This is a genomic window from Streptomyces sp. SUK 48, from assembly GCF_009650765.1.
Lineage (GTDB): Bacteria > Actinomycetota > Actinomycetes > Streptomycetales > Streptomycetaceae > Streptomyces.
Genome location: NZ_CP045740.1, coordinates 665,702 through 683,173, shown reverse-complemented (window position 1 = coordinate 683,173; position 17,472 = coordinate 665,702). Strand labels below are relative to the sequence as shown.

The 17,472-nt window shown below is 74.4% G+C and carries 16 protein-coding genes and 1 pseudogene; 5 read left to right on the top strand and 12 right to left on the bottom strand.

Translation table 11 applies throughout. The features are described from left to right. Window positions 1-26: 26 nt before the first annotated feature. The 3 genes from GHR20_RS03035 to GHR20_RS03025 form a co-directional block, all read right to left on the bottom strand. Entirely contained in the window at window positions 27-2,360 is a 2,334-nt protein-coding gene (locus GHR20_RS03035; protein WP_153812102.1) for an excinuclease ABC subunit UvrA, read from the bottom strand. 50 nt (window positions 2,361-2,410) lie between these two features. Further along, entirely contained in the window at window positions 2,411-2,605 is a 195-nt protein-coding gene (locus tag GHR20_RS03030) for an antitoxin (RefSeq protein WP_111584986.1), read from the bottom strand. An 85-nt stretch (window positions 2,606-2,690) separates the two neighbouring features. Beyond that, a complete protein-coding gene (locus tag GHR20_RS03025; RefSeq protein ID WP_153812101.1) occupies window positions 2,691-3,698 on the bottom strand; it encodes an LLM class flavin-dependent oxidoreductase in 1,008 nt (335 codons plus the stop codon). A gap of 65 nt (window positions 3,699-3,763) precedes the next feature. Between GHR20_RS03025 and GHR20_RS03020 the strand changes: the two genes are divergently transcribed. Beyond that, window positions 3,764-4,261, top strand: coding sequence for a hypothetical protein (locus GHR20_RS03020; protein WP_153815802.1), 498 nt, complete (start codon window positions 3,764-3,766; stop codon window positions 4,259-4,261). A gap of 10 nt (window positions 4,262-4,271) precedes the next feature. Here GHR20_RS03020 and GHR20_RS03015 read toward each other — a convergent pair whose 3' ends face one another. Beyond that, a complete protein-coding gene (locus GHR20_RS03015; protein WP_111584988.1) occupies window positions 4,272-4,487 on the bottom strand; it encodes a dodecin in 216 nt (71 codons plus the stop codon). 228 nt (window positions 4,488-4,715) lie between these two features. Between GHR20_RS03015 and GHR20_RS03010 the strand changes: the two genes are divergently transcribed. After that, entirely contained in the window at window positions 4,716-5,972 is a 1,257-nt protein-coding gene (locus tag GHR20_RS03010) for an extracellular solute-binding protein (protein ID WP_153812100.1), read from the top strand. Between the two features lie 41 nt (window positions 5,973-6,013). Here the strand turns inward: GHR20_RS03010 and egtD are convergent, their stop codons facing one another. The 4 genes and pseudogenes from egtD to egtA all read right to left on the bottom strand — a co-directional run bounded on the left by egtD (window position 6,014) and on the right by egtA (window position 10,419). After that, a complete protein-coding gene (gene egtD / locus GHR20_RS03005; RefSeq protein ID WP_153812099.1) occupies window positions 6,014-6,976 on the bottom strand; it encodes an L-histidine N(alpha)-methyltransferase in 963 nt (320 codons plus the stop codon). Further along, window positions 6,973-7,752 (bottom strand): ergothioneine biosynthesis protein EgtC, encoded by a 780-nt coding sequence (gene egtC / locus GHR20_RS03000; protein WP_153812098.1) that lies wholly within the window; start codon window positions 7,750-7,752, stop codon window positions 6,973-6,975. Before egtC ends, egtD begins: the two co-directional genes overlap by 4 nt. Further along, the gene (egtB, locus tag GHR20_RS02995) at window positions 7,752-9,089 is read right to left on the bottom strand and encodes an ergothioneine biosynthesis protein EgtB (protein ID WP_153812097.1); all 1,338 of its coding nucleotides are present in this window, start codon (window positions 9,087-9,089) and stop codon (window positions 7,752-7,754) included. The genes egtC and egtB overlap by 1 nt, the downstream gene beginning before the upstream one ends. Next, a pseudogene (gene egtA, locus GHR20_RS02990) lies at window positions 9,086-10,419 on the bottom strand (ergothioneine biosynthesis glutamate--cysteine ligase EgtA). Before egtA ends, egtB begins: the two are co-directional and overlap by 4 nt. A 274-nt stretch (window positions 10,420-10,693) precedes the next feature. Here egtA and GHR20_RS02985 point away from each other — a divergent pair. Next, complete coding sequence (locus GHR20_RS02985) at window positions 10,694-11,533, top strand: TIGR02452 family protein (RefSeq protein WP_153812096.1); 840 nt, start codon at window positions 10,694-10,696, stop codon at window positions 11,531-11,533. 93 nt (window positions 11,534-11,626) lie between these two features. Here the strand turns inward: GHR20_RS02985 and GHR20_RS02980 are convergent, their stop codons facing one another. From GHR20_RS02980 to GHR20_RS02965, 4 genes are all read right to left on the bottom strand, one after another. Next, complete coding sequence (locus tag GHR20_RS02980) at window positions 11,627-12,079, bottom strand: type II toxin-antitoxin system PemK/MazF family toxin (protein WP_153812095.1); 453 nt, start codon at window positions 12,077-12,079, stop codon at window positions 11,627-11,629. A 234-nt stretch (window positions 12,080-12,313) separates the two neighbouring features. Next, window positions 12,314-13,723: an amidase gene (locus GHR20_RS02975; RefSeq protein ID WP_153812094.1), complete on the bottom strand. Its 1,410-nt coding sequence runs from the start codon at window positions 13,721-13,723 to the stop codon at window positions 12,314-12,316. A gap of 98 nt (window positions 13,724-13,821) precedes the next feature. Continuing rightward, window positions 13,822-14,781 carry an alpha/beta hydrolase gene (locus tag GHR20_RS02970; protein ID WP_153812093.1) on the bottom strand — a complete coding sequence of 320 codons (960 nt, stop codon included), beginning with the start codon at window positions 14,779-14,781 and terminating at the stop codon, window positions 13,822-13,824. Window positions 14,782-14,993: 212 nt separating this feature from the next. Beyond that, window positions 14,994-15,557, bottom strand: coding sequence for an NAD(P)H-dependent oxidoreductase (locus tag GHR20_RS02965; protein WP_153812092.1), 564 nt, complete (start codon window positions 15,555-15,557; stop codon window positions 14,994-14,996). A 100-nt stretch (window positions 15,558-15,657) separates the two neighbouring features. On the opposite strand from GHR20_RS02965, the gene GHR20_RS02960 reads away from it, so the two are divergent. Together GHR20_RS02960 and GHR20_RS02955 are read left to right on the top strand one after the other, a co-directional pair. Further along, window positions 15,658-16,338, top strand: a complete 681-nt coding sequence (locus GHR20_RS02960; protein WP_187279188.1) for a TetR/AcrR family transcriptional regulator — start codon at window positions 15,658-15,660, stop codon at window positions 16,336-16,338. Window positions 16,339-16,441: 103 nt separating this feature from the next. Continuing rightward, complete coding sequence (locus GHR20_RS02955) at window positions 16,442-17,437, top strand: LacI family DNA-binding transcriptional regulator (protein ID WP_153812091.1); 996 nt, start codon at window positions 16,442-16,444, stop codon at window positions 17,435-17,437. The last annotated feature ends 35 nt before the right edge of the window (window positions 17,438-17,472 follow it).

Sequence of the window (17,472 nt, the reverse complement as noted above, 5' to 3'; positions counted from 1 at the left end):
GCGGGGTCGTGCCCTGCGGGACATCCCTAGGGCAGCACCCGGGCCAGATACGGTGCCGTCGCGCTGTCCTTGGCCCGGGCCACCCGCTGGGGCGGGCCCGCGGCGACGATACGGCCGCCCCGGTCGCCGCCGCCCGGGCCGAGGTCGACGACCCAGTCGGCGGCGGCGACCACCGTCATGTCGTGCTCGACCACGACGACCGTGTGCCCGTCGTCGACCAGGCCGTGCAGCCGGTCCATCAGGACCTCGACGTCGGCCGGGTGCAGTCCGGTGGTCGGCTCGTCCAGCAGATACAGGGTGTGGCCGCGGCGGCCGCGCTGCAGCTCGCTCGCCAGCTTGATCCGCTGGGCCTCGCCGCCGGACAGCTCGGTCGCGGGCTGGCCGAGGCTCACGTAGCCGAGACCCACGTCCAGCAGGGTGCCGAGGCTGCGGGCGGCGGCCGGGACGTCCGCGAAGAACTCCGCCGCCGCCTCCACCGTCAGGTCCAGCACCTCGGCGATGTTCCGCCCCCGGTACGTCACCCGGAGCGTCTCGGGGTTGTAGCGGGCGCCCCCGCAGTCCGGGCAGGGCGCGTACGTGCTCGGCAGGAACAGCAGCTCGACGCTGACGAACCCCTCGCCCTGGCAGGTCTCGCAGCGGCCCCCGGCGACATTGAAGGAGAACCGCCCGACGCCGTACCCGCGCGCCCGCGCCTCGTCCGTCGCCGCGAACACCTTCCGCACCACGTCGAACAGCCCGGTGTACGTGGCCAGATTGGAACGCGGAGTACGCCCGATCGGCTTCTGGTCGACCCGCACCAGCCGGTCCACGCCCTCCAGCTCCTGCGTCAACTCCCCGATCAGCGTGGACTTGCCGGAGCCGGAGACCCCGGTGACGGCGGTGAACGCGCCCAGCGGGAACTCGGCCGTCACCTCGCGCAGGTTGTGCCGGGTCACCGGACCGACCTTCAGCCAGCCGCGCGGCTCACGGACTTCACGCGGCGGCCCCGGCGCCTCGTCGAAGAGGAACGCGGCCGTCGCCGACTCCTCGACCGACGCCAGCTCGGCCGGCGGCCCGCTGTACAGCACCCGGCCGCCGTGCTCGCCCGCACCGGGCCCCACGTCCACCAGCCAGTCGGCGCCGCGCACCACCTCCAGATGGTGCTCCACCACGAACACCGAGTTCCCCGCCGCCTTCAGCCGGGCCAGCACGGTGAGCAGGGCCTCGGTGTCCGCCGGGTGCAGTCCCGCGGACGGCTCGTCCAGCACGTACACCACACCGAACAGCCCGGACCGCAACTGCGTGGCCAGCCGCAGCCGTTGCAGCTCGCCCGCCGAGAGCGTGGGGGTGGACCGGTCCAGGCTCAGATAGCCGAGGCCGAGTTCGACCACCGGCGCGATCCGCGACTTCAGGTCCTCGGTGAGGACCCGGGCCGTCTCCGAGTCGCCGTCCAGCACCTGGGCGAGCCCGGTCAGCGGCAGCGATGCCAGCTCGGCGATGGTACGGCCGCCGAAGGTCACCGCCATCGACTCGGGCCGCAGCCGGCTGCCCCCGCACCCCGCACAGGGCGCGCTGGTCAAAAAGCGCTCCGCCTTGGTGCGCAGGGTCGGCGACTTGGTGTCGGCGAACGTCTTGAGCACATACCGGCGGGCGCTCATGTACGTGCCCTGGTACGGGCGTTGGATCCGGTCCGCGTCCCGCACCGGATGCACCGTGACGACCGGCTGCTCGTCCGTGAACAGGATCCAGCGCCGCTGCTCGGCGGGCAGTTCACGCCAGGGGACGTCCACGTCGTAGCCGAGCGTGTCCAGGATGTCCCGCAGGTTCTTGCCCTGCCAGGCACCCGGCCACGCGGCGATCGCGCCCTCGCGCACCGAGAGCGCGGGATCCGGCACCAGCAACTCCTCGCTGGTGTCGTGCACCTGACCCAGACCGTGGCACACGGGGCAGGCGCCCGCCGCGGTGTTCGGCGAGAACGCGTCGGAATCCAGGCGCTCCGCGCCCGGCGGGTACTTCCCGGCACGCGAGAACAGCATGCGCAGGGAGTTGGAGAGATTGGTGACCGTGCCCACCGAGGAGCGCGAGGTGGGGGCCGCGCGGCGCTGCTGGAGCGAGACCGCGGGCGGCAGCCCGGTGATCTCGCCGACCTTGGGCGCGCCGACCTGGTGGATCAGCCGGCGCGCGTACGGCGCGACCGACTCGAAGTAGCGGCGCTGGGCCTCGGCGTAGATCGTGCCGAATGCCAGGGACGACTTCCCCGAGCCGGACACGCCGGTGAACACGGCCAGTACGTCACGTGGGACGTCCACGTCGACGCCCCGGAGATTGTGCTCACGGGCGCCGCGCACGCGGACGTAGGGATCATGGGGGCTGTGGTGCATGGAAGACACACCCTATCCGCCCCCGCCCGACCTGATCCAGACGAGAGTCCCTAAGGGCGCGGAGGATTGCCCGGGTCCTGCCGGGTGCCGAACTCGTCCCGCGCCTTGTCCTGAGCGGTGTCGACCTGCTTCTGGTACTTGTTGCCGGTGCGCTGGTCGATGTAGTCGCCACCCTTGTCGATGCCCTTGTCGGCCTGGCTTTCGTGGCCCTTGATCATGCCCTTGAGCTTGTCCATGAAGGACATGGCGGTCCTCCTCCTCGCGTGCGTTCTTGCCCTCCCAGGGTCACCGGCGCGGGCCCGCCTCGCATCTCGGGGCGCCGCCCCGGGGTCAGGGAGCGGGGGCGAAGAGCGCGGCCAGCGCCCGGTAGGAGTCCAGCAGCGCCGTACGGTCGTAGCCGCTGGTCGTGACGAGGACCTCGGCCGCGCCGGTCTCCTCCAGGATCGCCGCCAGCTCGTGCGCGACCTGGTCCGGCGTGCCCGCGAGCTGCCCGGCGAGCTGCGCCTCGTACGCCTCCCGCTCCCGCGCGGTCATGGCCCGTACCTCGGTCTCTTCGGCCGGGGCGAGCGGCGGGAAGGTGCCGTGCGTGCGGGCGTACGCCATCGACCACGCCTCCGGGACCAGCAGCCGCCGCGCGGCCTCCTCGGTCCCGGCGACCGCGACCGTCCCCGAGACCACCACGTACGGCTCGGCCGCCCAGGGGGAGGGGCGGAACCCGGCGCGGTAGCGCTCGACGCCGCGCAGCAGCCGCTCCCGGCCGCGCAGATCCCCGATGACCAGGGGCAGTCCGGCCCGCGCCGCGATCTCCGCGCCCTCGCCCAGGGCCAGCACGAACGGCGGCACCCGCAGGCCGTCCGCGGGCCGGGCGCGCACCCCCGTGGGGGACGCCCCGGAGAACCAGCCGAGCAGTTCGCCGAGCTGGGCCCCGAAGTCCTCGGCGTCCTCCTTGTCCCGGCCGAGCGCCCGGCGCACCCCGTCCGTGAAGCCCACCGAACGCCCGAGACCCATGTCGATCCGCCCCGGGAACAGCGACTCCAGCACCCCGAACTGCTCGGCGACGACCAGCGGCCGGTGGTTGGGCAGCATCACCCCGCCGGTACCCACCCGGATGGTCCGGGTGGCGGCGGCCACGGCGGCGGCCAGCACGGTCGGCGCGGAACCGGCGACCCCGGGCACACCGTGGTGCTCGGACACCCAGAACCGGTGGTAGCCGAGCGCCTCCGCCTCCCGCGCCAGCGCCACGGTGTCCCGCAGCGCCTCGGCGGGCGGGTGCCCCTGCCGGATGCGCGAACGGTCGAGGACGGAGAACCGGGTCCGGGCGATCACTGAACTGCTCACGTACGGTCCAACGCCCTGACCGCCCGCGGATTCCCGCGAGTGGCTAGGGTCTTGGTGTGAGCGACATTGGCGGGAGCGACGACAGCGCACGGCCGATCGCCGTGTTCGACCTCGACAACACCCTGGCGGACACCGCCCACCGGCAGCACTTCCTCCAGCGGCGCCCCAAGGACTGGGACGGCTTCTTCGGCGCCGCGCCCGCGGACCCGCCGCTCGCCGAGGGCGTCGAGCTGGCCCGGCGCAGCGCGCGGGACTGCGAGGTCGTCTATCTGACCGGACGTCCGGAGCGGTACCGGCGCGACACCCTGGACTGGCTCGCGGCGCACGAACTGCCCGCGGGGGAGCTGTACATGCGGGGCGACGCGGATCGCAGGCCCGCCCGGTTCACCAAGCTCGCGACCCTGCGCCGGCTCGCCCGGGGCCGCGAGGTGCGCTTCCTCGCGGACGACGACGCGATGGTGTGCGACGACGCGGAGCGCGCCGGATTCACCGTGGTGCGGGCCCGCTGGGCCGAGGAATCCGCCGCGCTGCGCGAGGCGCAGGAGAAGGAGGGCCGTACCTGAGACGGACCGGTCAGTCGCCGTCCTCGATGCGGAAGCCCACCTTCAGGCCCACCTGGTAGTGCTCGATCCGCCCGTCCTCGATCTGGCCGCGGACCTGCGTCACCTCGAACCAGTCCAGGTTGCGCAGCGTCTGGCCGGCGCGGGTGATGGCGTTGCGGATGGCCTGGTCGAGGCCCTCGTGCGAGGTGCCGACGATCTCGGTGACCCGGTAGGTGTGGTTCGTCATCGGGGGGCTCCTTGGGCCGGGGGACACGCCGTACTCCACGGTGCCGTATCCCGGCCCGCTCCGCGCGGCGTAGCGGGCGTCACCTCGCGTGATCGCCGGTAGCCCTTGACCTCGGCATTGGTCCATACCAAAATCCAGCCACACCCGTACGAGCCTGTGCGCTCGTCCCCCCACGTCGGGCCGTCACCCCTGTGCGCATGCGCCACGCCAGACAGAACAGGACCCCTCGTGAGATGTCGTCTGCTCGCCCTCGGCTGTGTCACCGGCTGCCTCGTCAGCGGCTGCGGGATGCTCCCCGGCACCCATCAGCGCGAGACCGTCACCGTGTGGCTGATGAAGGACAGCGCCTCGGCGGACTTCCTCGACCGCTTCACCAAGGACTTTGAACACACCCACCCGGACCTGCGCCTGGACATCCGGATCCAGGACTGGACCGGCATCGTGGCGAAGGTCCGCAAGGCGCTCGCCGAGACCTCCGCGGACGCGCCCGACGTGATCGAGGTCGGCAACACCCAGGTGCCGCTGTACGCCGACGGCGGCCGGCTCGCCGATCTGACCCTGGAGTCGATGCGCGACTGGGGCAAGGACAAGTGGCTGCCCGGACTCGCCGACCCCGGCAAGGACGGCAGCTCGCAGTACGGCATCCCCTGGTACGCCGCCAACCGCGTCGTCATCTACCGCAAGGACCTGTTCGCCCAGGCCGGTATCACCCGTCCGCCACGCACCCGCGCGCAGTGGCTCGCCGACACCGAGAAGCTCGACTCGGGCCCGGACCAGGGAATCTACCTCGCCGGACAGGACTGGTACACGCTCTCCGGCTTCATCTGGGACGAGGGCGGAGACCTGGCCCGCAAGGTCGGCGACTACCAGTGGAAGGGCACCCTGGACACCCCCGCCGCGCTGCGCGGCATGGACTTCTACCGGCGGCTCCAGGCGCTGGGCGACGGGCCCAAGGGCGCCGACGAGGAACACCCGCCCCAGGCCGGGGTGTTCGCCGGCGGCAAGGTGGCGCAGATCGTCGCCGTACCGGGACTCGCTCAGTCGATCGTGCGGCAGAACCCGGAACTCAAGGGAAAACTGGGCTACTTCCCGGTGCCCGGCCCGAACGCCTCCCGGCCCGGCGCCGTGTTCACCGGCGGCTCCGACCTCGTCGTCCCGCAGAACACCAAGGACCAGTTCGCGGCGACCGCCGTCATCGGGGCGCTCACCGGCGCCAAGTGGGACACCGAACTCGCCCGCACCATGAACTACGTGCCCAACAAGACCACGCTGGCCGCCGCCGTCTCCGGTGAGGAGGGGGTCGCCGCCATGGCCGCGGGCGCGGCACACGGCAGGGCGACCCCCAACACCCCTCAGTGGGCCGACGTCGAGGCCGACAACCCGATCAAGCAGTACATGACCAGGGTGCTCAACGGGGCCGACCCGGCGACGGAGGCCCGCCGGGCGTCAAAGCAGCTCACCGGGAAACTCACCCCGAACCTCTGAACCGTTCACCGTGCCGCCTGCTCGCGCGCCGCGCCGTCGCCTCACCGCGCCACGCTCAGCGACAGCGCGAACCGCTCCCGCGCGTCGGTCCACCAATGGGTCAGGTCGAGCCCGGCGGCGGCCAGTTCCCGGCTCACCCCTTCCTTGCGGAACTTCGCCGACACCTCGGTGCGCAGGTCCTCGCCCGGCGCGAACTCGACCGCGAGGCCCAGCGCGGGCACCTTCACGGTCTGGGCGGTGCGCGAGCGCAGACGCATCTCGATCCACTCGCGCCGGGCGTCCCACAGCGCCACATGCTCGAAGGCGTCCGGGTCGAAGTCGGCGCCCAGTTCGCGGTTGACGACGTTCAGCACGTTCTTGTCGAACGCGGCCGTCACCCCGGACGCGTCGTCGTACGCCCGCACCAGCACCTGCTCGTCCTTGACCAGGTCGGTGCCGAGCAGCAGGCCGTCGCCGGGTTCGAGCAGGGCGCGCACCGAGGCGAGGAAGGCGGCGCGTTCGGCGGGCAGCAGATTGCCGATGGTGCCGCCGAGGAACGCCACCAGCCGGGGGCCCGGCGTAGCGGGCAGGTCGAGCGGCGCGGTGAAGTCGGCGATCAGCGCGTGGACTTCGAGGTCCGGGCGTTCCGTGATGAGCGCCCGCCCGGCCTGGGTGAGGGCGCTCTCGCTGACGTCCACCGGCACGTACGCGGCGAGCGAGGTGAGGGCGTCGAGCAGATAGCGGGTCTTCTCCGAGGAGCCCGAGCCCAGCTCGATCAGCGTCCGGGCCCCGCTCGCGGCGGCGATCTCACCGGACCGGGCGGCCAGGATCTCCCGCTCGGCGCGGGTGGGGTAGTACTCGGGCAACTCGGTGATGCGGTCGAAGAGTTCACTGCCCCGGGCGTCGTAGAACCATTTCGGCGCCAGCCACTTGGGGTCGTCGGTCAGGCCGTGCTCGACATCGGCGCGCAGCGCGGCCTCCGTCGCGTCCTCGGGGAGGGTGCGGGTGACGTGCAGAGGGCTCACGTGCAGGTCTCCTTAGATGGTGCGGCGGCCGGTCGCGCCGCCGGGGCGAGCAGCACACCGGTGCTGTCCGCGGTGAGCACGGTGCGGTCCGGGACCTCCCGCCACAGCGGGTCGTCGTCGTAGGGCTCGGAGGCGACGACCGTGCCGTGGCCGGGCTCCGTGCGGTACCAGAGGCTGTCGCCCCAGGCGGTGGCGGCGATGGTGGTGCCGTCCGTCAGCAGCAGGTTCAGCCGGGAAGCGGGGGCGGCCTCCGCGACCTCGCGCACCGTCTCCGCCAGTGCCCGCTCCGGGGCGGCCCCGGTGCGCAGCCGGTGCAGCACCAGGGCCCAGACGAACGCCGAGTCGGTGCGCGCGGGCAGCGACAGCAGGTCGACCGGGGGCAGCGTGGCCACCAGCGGCGCCGCCGCGTCCGGCCAGCCCGGGACCGCCCCGTTGTGGCTGAACAGCCAGCGCCCCGCGGCGAACGGCGCCGCCGCGGCCTCCGCGTCCGCGCCCGCGAGGGTCGCGTCCCGTACGGCGGCGAGCACCGCGCCGGAGCGCACCACCCGGGCCAGGTCGGTGAAGGACAGGTCCGCCCAGATCGGCCCGGCCCGCCGGTAGCGGGCGGGCTCGGGGTCGCCGGACGCGTACCAGCCCACGCCGAACCCGTCGGCGTTGACCGTCCCGTACCGCTGCCGCCTGGGCGCCCACGACTGCCGGAACAGGCTGTACGGGGGCTCCGTCAGCAGCCGCCCCAGCGACGACTCGGGCCCCACGTAAGCGAGGTGACGGCACATCAGGCGCTCTCCGAACGGGCGGTGCGGAAGCCGGAGAAGATCTGCCGCCGGATCGGGTAGTCCCAGTTGCGGAAGGTGCCCCGGCAGGCCACCGGGTCCACGGCGAACGAACCGCCGCGCAGCACCTTGTGCGCGGAGCCGAAGAACACCTCCGAGTACTCCTTGTACGGGAACGCCTGGAACCCCGGGTACGGCAGGAAGTCGCTCGCCGTCCACTCCCACACGTCGCCGATCAACTGCCGCACTCCGAGCGGCGATTGCCCGGCCGGATAGCTGCCGGCCGGGGCGGGGCCCAGGTGCCGCTGGCCGAGGTTGGCGTGCTCCGGCCCCGGGTCGGCGTCGCCCCAGGGGTAGCGCCGGGAGCGGCCGGTGGCCGGGTCGTGCCGGGCGGCCTTCTCCCACTCCGCCTCGGTGGGCAGCCGGCGCCCGGCCCAGCGGGCGTACGCGTCGGCCTCGTACCAGCACACGTGCAGCACCGGCTCGTCGGGCGGCACCACCTCGGTGGTGCCGAAGCGGCGGCGCAGCCAGCCCTCGCCCTCCCGGCGCCAGAACAGCGGCGCGTCGATGCCGTGCCCCCGGATGTGCGCCCAGCCCTCCGGCGTCCACCAGCGCTCGGTGCCGTAGCCGCCGTCCTCGATGAACGCCTGGTACGCCGCGTTCGTCACCGGGGTGGTGTCGATCCAGAACGGCGCCACCTCCCGCGGATGCGCCGGGCGTTCGTTGTCCAGCGCCCACGGCTCGGCGGAGGTGCCCATGGTGAACGGGCCTCCGGGGACGAGGACTTCGGCCGGACCCGCGAACGGCGGACCCGGCTCCGGGGCCGGCGCGGTCAGCACCGCCGGGCCCGTGCGCAGCTGATGGGTGATCAGCATCGTCTCGTCGTGCTGCTGTTCGTGCTGCGCGATCATCCCGAAGGCGAACCCGGCCTCGGTCAGCCGGGTGCCCCGCAGCTGGGCGGACTCCAGCACGTCCATGACCCGCCCGCGCACCTCCGCCGCGTAGTGCCGGGCCTCCGCGGGCGGCAGCAGCGGCAGCGAGGGCCGCTCCGCGCGCGGATGCTCGAAGGCGTCGTACAGGCCGTCGATCTCGGGGCGCATCGCCTCCCGGCCGCCGACCGTCCGCAGCAGCCACAGCTCCTCCTGGTTGCCGATGTGCGCGAGATCCCACACCAGCGGGGACATCAACGGCGAGTGCTGCGCGGTGAGATCGGGTTCGTCCACGCACGTGGTCAGCAAGGTGGTGCGGTCCCGGGCGGTGGTGAGCGAGGCCAGCGCGCGCTCGCGCAGCGCCTCGGTGTCCGGCTCCGCGGTCGTGGCCTCGGCCTTGGGGGCGGTCATGAGGGGATGTCCTTCCTGCCCTGGGCGGCGGGGCCGCTCCCGGCCGGGGCGCCGCGGGTGCCGGGCAGCGCGTCCAGCAGATCATCGGCCGGGCAGCGGCCCCGGGCGACATAGCGCTCCAGGTACCCCGCCACGGCGTTCGTCACCTCGGCGCCGGCCCCGAGCCGGGGCAGCGCGTCGAGCGCCGCCGCGAAACAGGCGGCGGCCGCCTCCCGCAACTCCGGATCGGCGAGCCCGAGCCGGGCCGCGTCGCTCCACAGCGGATTGTGCGGGGCCGGCAGGTTCAGGGCCCGCTCGGCCAGGGGCTTCACACACCGGTAGGCGGTCTCGGCGGCCTGCGGATCGTCGAAGAGCGCCGCCGTCACCGCGAGCGGCACGATCCAGCCGTCCTCGCCCGGCTGCGCGTCGATCATCCGCAGCTCCAGATGACCACGCGGTCTGACCGGCGGGAACAAGGTCGTCAGGTGGTAGTCGAGGTCCGCCCGGGTGGGCGGCCGGGTCCCCTGCCCGCGCGTCCACTCCCGGAAGGTCAGCCCCTCGGGCACCTCCCAGGGCCCGCCGTCCCGGCGTACGCACATCACCGGGGTGTCCAGCACATGCCGGGCCCACGCGGACCGCGGCTCCTCGCCCAGCGGGGGCGCGCCCGCCCGGTCCGCGCCGATCCGCGCCCACATCAGCTGCCGGGTGGACAGCCAGCCGGTCGGCAGCCCGTCGGTCAGCGGGGAGTTGGCGAACGCGGCCACCAGGACCGCGCCCAGCTGGTGCGCGAGCCACCAGCGCCGCCCGTGCCCGAGCGGGCCCGGCTCCTCGTGGCCCGCGTCCACGCAGACCTGCACGGAGGCGGAGGCGCGCATCATGTGCCGCCCGGCCGGTCCGGTGCGGTCCAGGCAGGTCTCCATCGCGTCGTAGCGCGGCTCGCGCAGGAACCGGTCCGGGACGCGGAAGGGATCATGGCCGAGACCGACGAGGGCGAGGCCCTGCTCGTCGAGTACGGCGCGGACGGCCGCGAGGTCGGCGGAGACGGTGCCGACGCACTCCATCAGGGAGGCGGCGGGCGGCGAGCTCAGTTCCAGCTGGCCGCCGGGTTCGACGGTGAGCGCCGAACCGAGGGGTACGGCACGCACGGCGGCGTAGGCCGCGCGCAGCCGTTCGGGTGTCACGGGACGCTGTGGCAGGTCCCGCTCATGGATGAGCCACTCCAGCTCCACCCGAGGGTGCGGGGCGGCCCGGTCTTGAAGCAGATGCCCTGGACCAGGGCGTCCACCTCGGCCTCGGTGACGGCCGTACGGTGCTCCGTACAGTCGCCACCCTCGTCCTTCGCATCGGACATGTCGGGATCCTCCTGAGATTCCACCATGTCTGCGGTCCGGCGTTCCGTCGGCCGGACCGGCACTCGTCCCAGCCAAGACCCTCGGGCCGGATCGCACAAGAGCGCCCCTCGGGGCGGCCGGACCGGTCGTCCTCGTGACCGTGCGCGTCCGCGGCGGACTCCGGGGCCGGGAAACTCCGTTGCACCGCCCCACCAGCATCACCCAGGATGAGCGCATGAGCACAACGGGGGAGACCGCGCGGGCCGCGGTCATGGCGTCCACGGGGGTGGCGCCATGAGCGCGCGCCTGCGCGGTATCGCCGCGGAGACCGAACAGATCGTGGCCGCGGGCCGCTACCGGGTCCCGGGCGGCCGGGAGGTGTCCCTCGCGGACGCCATAGCGGCCGCGCGGACCGGCACCCGGATGTACGGTCCCGGGCCCGTCCCGCTGCCGTCGGCGCCGGGCCCGGACGCGGCGCCGGGCCCGGACACGGTCGTCGAGGTGACCGGCGAGAGCAGCATGGAGGCGGCCCGGCGGCTGGCCGACGCCCCGGTCGCCGTCCTGAACTTCGCCTCGGCGAGGAATCCCGGCGGCGGCTATCTGAACGGCGCCCAGGCCCAGGAAGAGGCGCTGTGCCGCGCCTCCGCGCTGTACACCTGCCTGCTGGGGGTCCGGGAGTTCTACGACCATCACCGTGCCGACCGGGACCCGCTCTACTCCGACCGGGTGATCCACACCCCCGGCGTCCCCGTCTTCCGCGACGATCACGGCCGGCTCCTCGCCGAGCCCTACCACGTGGGCTTCCTGACCGCCGCCGCGCCGAACGCGGGCGTCCTGCGGCGTACGGCACCCGAGCGGGCCGCCGAGATCCCGGCCGCCCTCGCGACCCGCGCCGAGCGGGTCCTGGAGACCGCCGCGGCCCACGGGTACCGGCGGCTGGTGCTGGGCGCCTGGGGCTGCGGCGTCTTCCAGAACGACCCGGCGCAGGTCGCGGGCGCGTTCCGGGAGCTGCTCGGCGCCGGAGGTCGATTCGAGCGGACGTTCGAGCGAGTGGTGTTCGGAGTACTGGACCGGACGCCCCGGGCGACGGTGCGGGCGGCGTTCGAGCGGGTGTTCGCTTCGGCCGCGGTGTGAGGCAGGGGGCGTTCCGGGGACGGGGCCGGTGGGCGCCCGTCCGCGACCTGACGCCCGCCACCCGGCCGGCGCCCGCCACCCGGCCCGCGGGCGTCAGGTCCAGCCGTACCGCTCGTGCAGCCGCTGCCGGACCAGGTTGAACCGCATCCGGTCCAGGGCGCATGCCTCGCGGCGCATGCCGTCCTCGTAGAGGCGCAGCACCCGGTCCACGTCGATCCAGGAGTCACGGCCCGAGCGGTCCCAGGGGCCGCTGCCGATGGCCACCCACTCCCGGTCGCCGTCGTGCTTCTTGCTGGAGAGCTGCACGGCCAGGAAGGTGCCCGCCGCCTCGCGGGCGACGACCAGTACGGGGCGGTCCTTGCCCCGGCCGTCGTTCTCCTCGAACGGCACCCAGGTCCATACGATCTCCCCGGGGTCCGGGTCGCCGTCGGGGGCCGGAGAGTACTCGGTGCGCACCCGGCCGACCTCGCGCGGGTCGGCCTCCGTGGTGGCGTGCGGGCCGCGGCGGCCGGGGACGTTCTCATCGGTGTCGGTAAACGTGCTCACGGGGGCACCCTAATGGCCCGTCCCGCAGGGGCAACGGGCGCCCGTCGTGCCCCGGTTGAGCCCTGTCCGGATCGGTCCGGATATGGGCCGGGACGGTCGGCGGGCCGGGGCGCGTCCGGGAGGCCCGTGCCGAGCACCCCCGTCCCCGGCGACGACCGGCGGCAGCACATCCAGCCGCAGCCCCGAGCCCCCGTCCCCGCGCGCCCCGGGGCCGCCCTGCTCACGCTCCGGCCCTCACCCGGCCGGTTCCGGTGGCCAGCGCTCGTACCAGCGCAACTCCGCCTCCAGCTGGGCCGCGAGCGACACCAGCAGCGGCTCGCTCCCCGCGGGCCCGAGCAGTTGCGCGCCCACCGGCAGCCCGTCCCCGGTGAACCCGGCGGGCACATTGACCCCCGGCCAGCCCAGCACGTTCCACGGCCACGCGTAGGGGCACGCGCCGATGATCGCCCGGTCCGTGGCCGCCCCGCCGAGCCCGTCCAGCGCGCCGATCCGCGGCGGGGGAGCCGCCGTGGTCGGGGTGAGGATCACGTCGTACGACCGGAAGAAGCCGCCGATCCGCCGTCGCAGCCCCGCCTCCGCGCGCCGGGCCGCCCGCAGCGGGGCCCCGCCGAGCAGCCGGCCGAGCCGGGCCGCGCCCCGCGTGCGGGCGTCGAGCAGCGCGGGGTCGGGGGCCTCGGCGACCAGTTCGGCGATCCCGGCGGTGGCGCGGGGCACGAAGGCCAGCCCGATCTGCCCATAGGGCGGGTCGTCCTCCGCCACCTCGTGTCCCAACGCGGCCAGTTGCCCGGCGAGTTCGGTGACCCGGGCGCGGATCTGCGGATGCAGCCGGGCCGGTACGGCGGTGAACGGCGGCTTCAGGGACAGCGCGACGCGCAGCCGGCCGGGATCGCGGCCGACCGCGTCCGCCACCGTCAGCGCGGGCGGCCGGTGCACGTCCCGGGCATGGCTGCCGCTCGCCGCGTCGAGCAGCAGGGCCGCGTCGGCGACCGTACGGGCCAGCGTGCCGTTGACCGTGATCCCCTGGAAGGGGTCGGGGCGCGGCCAGGTGGAGATGCGGCCGCGCTGCGGTTTGATGCCGATCAGCCGGGTCCAGGCGGCCGGTATGCGCACCGAACCCGCGCCGTCGGAGCCGAGCGCGGCCGGGACCAGACCCGCCGCCACCGCTGCCGCCGATCCGCCCGAGGAGCCGCCGGGGGTGTGCCCGGGATGCCAGGGGTTGCGGGTGTCGCCGAAGGCCCGCCCCTCCGTGAACGGCCACTGCCCCAGCTCGCAGGTGTTCGTCTTGCCGACGATCACCGCACCGGCCGCGCGCAGCCGCCGTACCGCCTCCCCGTCCTCGGCCGCCGGCGGGAAGTCGCCCGCGCAGCCGAACGCCGTCGGCTCGCCCGTCACGTCCGTGTCGTCCTTCACGGCGACCGGCACCCCGAGCAGCGGCCGGCGTCCGCCCGCCGCCAACTCCCGGTCGGCGGCGTCCGCTTCGGCGAGCGCGGCCTCGGCGCGCACGACCCGGAAGGCGTTCAGGAGCGGACCCCGGCCCGCCTCGATCCGGGCCAGGGTCCGCTCCACCAGCGTCCGGGAGGTCACCTCCCCGGCGGCGAGCGCGCGGGCGGACTCGGCGAGACCGGGGGAGCGGTCGGGCGTCATGGGCGAGTACCTCCGGGAGGCTCCGGACACGGGGTCTACCGAACGGTAACGTCAACAAGCGGGGGCTGGGGAGAGGGGAACCCTGCCGGGCCCCGGTCTCACCGCGCCCAGAGCCGCCGCAGCCAGTCGAGCCGGGCGGTGCGCGCCGCGCGGGACAGGGCCGCCTTCGGGGCGAGGGTGTCGAAGCCGTGGAACGCGCCCGGCCAGACGTGGAGTTCGGCCCGGCCGCCGGCCGCCCAGAGGCGGGACGCGTGGGCGACCGTCTCGTCCCGGAAGGTCTCCGCCGAGCCGACGTCGAGATAGGCGGGCGGCAGCCCGGACAGGTCGGCGGCGCGGGCCGGGGCCGCGTACGGGGAGACGTCCGGGCCGCCCCTGCGCGTGCCCAGCAGGGCCGTCCAGGCGGTCTCGTTGGCGGTGCGGTCCCAGAGTCCGCGGCCGGTCATCTGCCGGCCGGAGACGGTGTCGTTGCGGTCGTCCAGCATCGGGCTCATCAGCAACTGGCCGAGCAGGAAGGGGCCTTGCCGGTCCCGGGCGAGCAGCGCGGCGGCCGCCGCGAGTCCGCCGCCCGCGCTGGCCCCCGCGACGACGATCCGCCGCGCGGCGCCGCCGATCTCCGCCGCGTGGGCGGCGGTCCAGACGAGGCCCGCGTACACGTCCTCGACCGGCGCCGGGTGCGGGTGTTCGGGGGCGAGCCGGTAGTCGACCGACACCACCACCGCGCCCAGTTCGCGCGCCCAGTCCAGCGGGACCTCCACCCCGGCCCGGTCGGTGCCGGCCATCATGCCGCCGCCGTGCACGTGGTAGAGCACCGGCAGCGGGGCCGTCGTATCGGCCGGGCGGCAGACCAGCAGCGGGACCCCGGGGGCGCCCGGCGGTCCCGGTACCGCGTGCTCGCTCACCTCGAAGGCGCCGCCCAGGGTGAGGTCCGGTGCGGCCAGGGAGGTGCCGCGCCGGGCGGCGTCGAGGTCCTCCAGCCGGAAGCCGGGCGCGGCGGCGTCCCCGAGCGACTCCAGGCACGCGGCCAGTTCCGGGTCGAACGGGGGCGGGACCAGGGGCACGGCTTCCTCCTCGGGCGGCTGACGCGATCACGGCCGTACGGCCATCGTCCGCATACCCCTGACCGGCCCCGGAAGTCGAGCGCGACGCGGAGTCGTTCCCCCGGCTGCCCCAAGGGAACCGCGGGGGCCGCGAGGCCGAGCGGCCCCGAGGCGAAACCCGTAGGGGCCGGAGGCCGCTCGGCTCCGGCCCCTACGGGCGGTTCGGGTGGGGCTCAGGCGGCCGTCACCTCCGCCGCGGTGCCGTGCAGGCGCGCCACGACCTCGGTCAGCTGGGCGGCGACCTCGGTGTCGTCGGCCGGGTGGATCTCGGCGAAGCGGGTCATGGAGCCGGGGATCGAGAGCTTGATCTCCTCGATCACCCTGCCGCCGGCGATGCCGACCGCCTTGCGGGTGTCGTCCTGCGCCCAGACGCCGCCGTACTGGCCGAAGGCGGTGCCGATCACGGCGACGGGCTTGCCGCCGAAGGCGCCGGCGCCGTACGGGCGGGACAGCCAGTCGATGGCGTTCTTCAGGACGGCCGGCATGGTGCCGTTGTACTCGGGCGAGAACAGCAGGAAGGCGTCGGCGCCCTGGGCGGCCGCACGCAGGGCCGCGGCGGCGGCCGGGACGGCGCCCTCGACGTCGACGTCCTCGTTGTAGAAGGGCACCTCGCCCAGGCCCTCGAAGAGCACGACCTCGGCGCCCTCGGGGGCGAGCTTGGCGGCCGCCTCGGCCAGCTGACGGTTGTGCGAACCGGCACGCAGGCTGCCGACGAGCGCGAGGATACGAACAGACATGGGAAATCTCCAGGGGCTGAAACATCGCCGTTACGATCCGGACCAAGGTCCGTTTAAATTTCTACCACCCTAAACGGACCGGGGTCCAGTTCTGTTCCCGGTGCTTTACCCTGTCTTCATGTCCAGCGCGCCGCAGCCCTTCCCGACGCCGCAGGAGCCCTCCGACGCGCCACCCCTGCTGGAGCTCGGCACGGCTCCCGAGGAGCCCTGCCTGCGCGCCGACGCGGCCCGCAACCGGGCCCGGCTGCTGGAGGCGGCCGCCCGCCTGATCGCGGAGCACGGCGTGGCCGGCGTCACCATGGAGGCCGTCGCCGCCGCGGCCAAGGTCGGCAAGGGCACGGTGTTCCGGCGCTTCGGCGACCGCACCGGGCTGCTGACGGCCCTGCTCGACCACTCGGGCCGGCGACTCCAGGCCGACTTCCTCGGCGGACCCCCGCCGCTCGGCCCCGGCGCGCCGCCCCTGGAGCGGCTGCGGGCGTTCGGCATCGCGGTGCTCTACCGCTCGGCCGAGCAGCTGGAACTGCAACTCGCCGCCCAGCCCGAGGCGTGCCGCCGCTTCTCCCACCCCGCGACGCAGGCGCTGCGCACCCACGTCACCATGCTGCTGCGCCAGATCGTGCCGGACGCGGACTGCGAACTGCTGTCCCAGACCCTGCTGGCCTCCCTGGACCCGGCGCTCATCCACCATCTGACGCGGCAGCGCCAGATGCCCATGGCCCGCCTGGAGACGGCCTGGGTGGACCTCGTCGCACGGGTGACGTGCACGCGGCCGCCCGCCTGACAAGGGGTCGAACAGCCTGTGCGTGCACGGGAGTTGGTCCAAAAGCGAATCACATTCCCCCGCCCGCCACCCGCGCGGACGGCTCTGCCAAGATGCGGCTGTCATGGTGCAGATACCGAACACTCCCACGAGTGCCGATGTGGCCCGCCTGGCCGGCGTCTCGCGCGCGACCGTGTCCTACGTGCTCAACAACACCGACACCGTGCGGATCAGCGAACCCACCCGGCGGCGCGTCCACGAGGCGGCGCGAGAACTGGGCTATGTCCCCCACGCGGCCGCCCGCAGCCTGCGCGCGGGACACAGCCGTACCGTCCTCATGCCGGCCCCGGCGATCCCCTTCGGACCCCTCTACAGCGCGTTCCTCAACGAGGTCCAGAGCGCCCTGGGCCGGCTCGACTACACCGTCGTCCAGTACGGCTCCTTCGGCCTCCAGGGCGACGAAGCCGCCCGCGCCTGGGCCGAGTTACGCCCCGTGGCCGTCCTGGTGCCCGGCACCGGGATCGGCCCGCGCGGCGTCGCCATCCTCAAACGCTCCGGCGCCCGGGCGGTCGTCACCCTCGGCCCCGAACGCGTCGAGGGCGCCCACGCCCTGCTGATGGACCATGACGCCGTGGGCCGGTGCGCGGCCGCCCACCTGTACGAACGCGGCAGGCGCCGGATCGGGGTCGTCGTACCCGAGGCGCCCGGACTGGAGGTCTATTCCAGACCCCGGCTCGCCGGCGCCCGGCAGGCGCTGCGCGGCACCGGGGCGAGCGTCCTCGGCGTGCCGCTCACCTACACCGAGCAGGCCGCCGCCGAACTCGCGGCGGCGTGGCCCGATCTGGACGCGGTGTTCGCCTACAACGACGAGTACGCCATGCTGTTGATGCGGGCCCTCCAGGACGCGGGCCGGCGCATCCCCGAGGACGTGGCCGTGATCGGCGCCGACGATCTGATGCTCGGCCGGCTGCTGCGGCCCCGGCTGACCACCGTCCGCATCGAACTGCCCTCGGGCCGCGACCTCGCCGCCCTGGTCGACCGCGCGGTGCGCGACCCGGCCGGCGAACCCGAGGTGCACCGGGTCCTCGGCTCCTCGGTCGTACGGCGCGAGTCCACCTGAACGCGGGCCGCCCCCGAGTGAACCCGGGCCGCCCC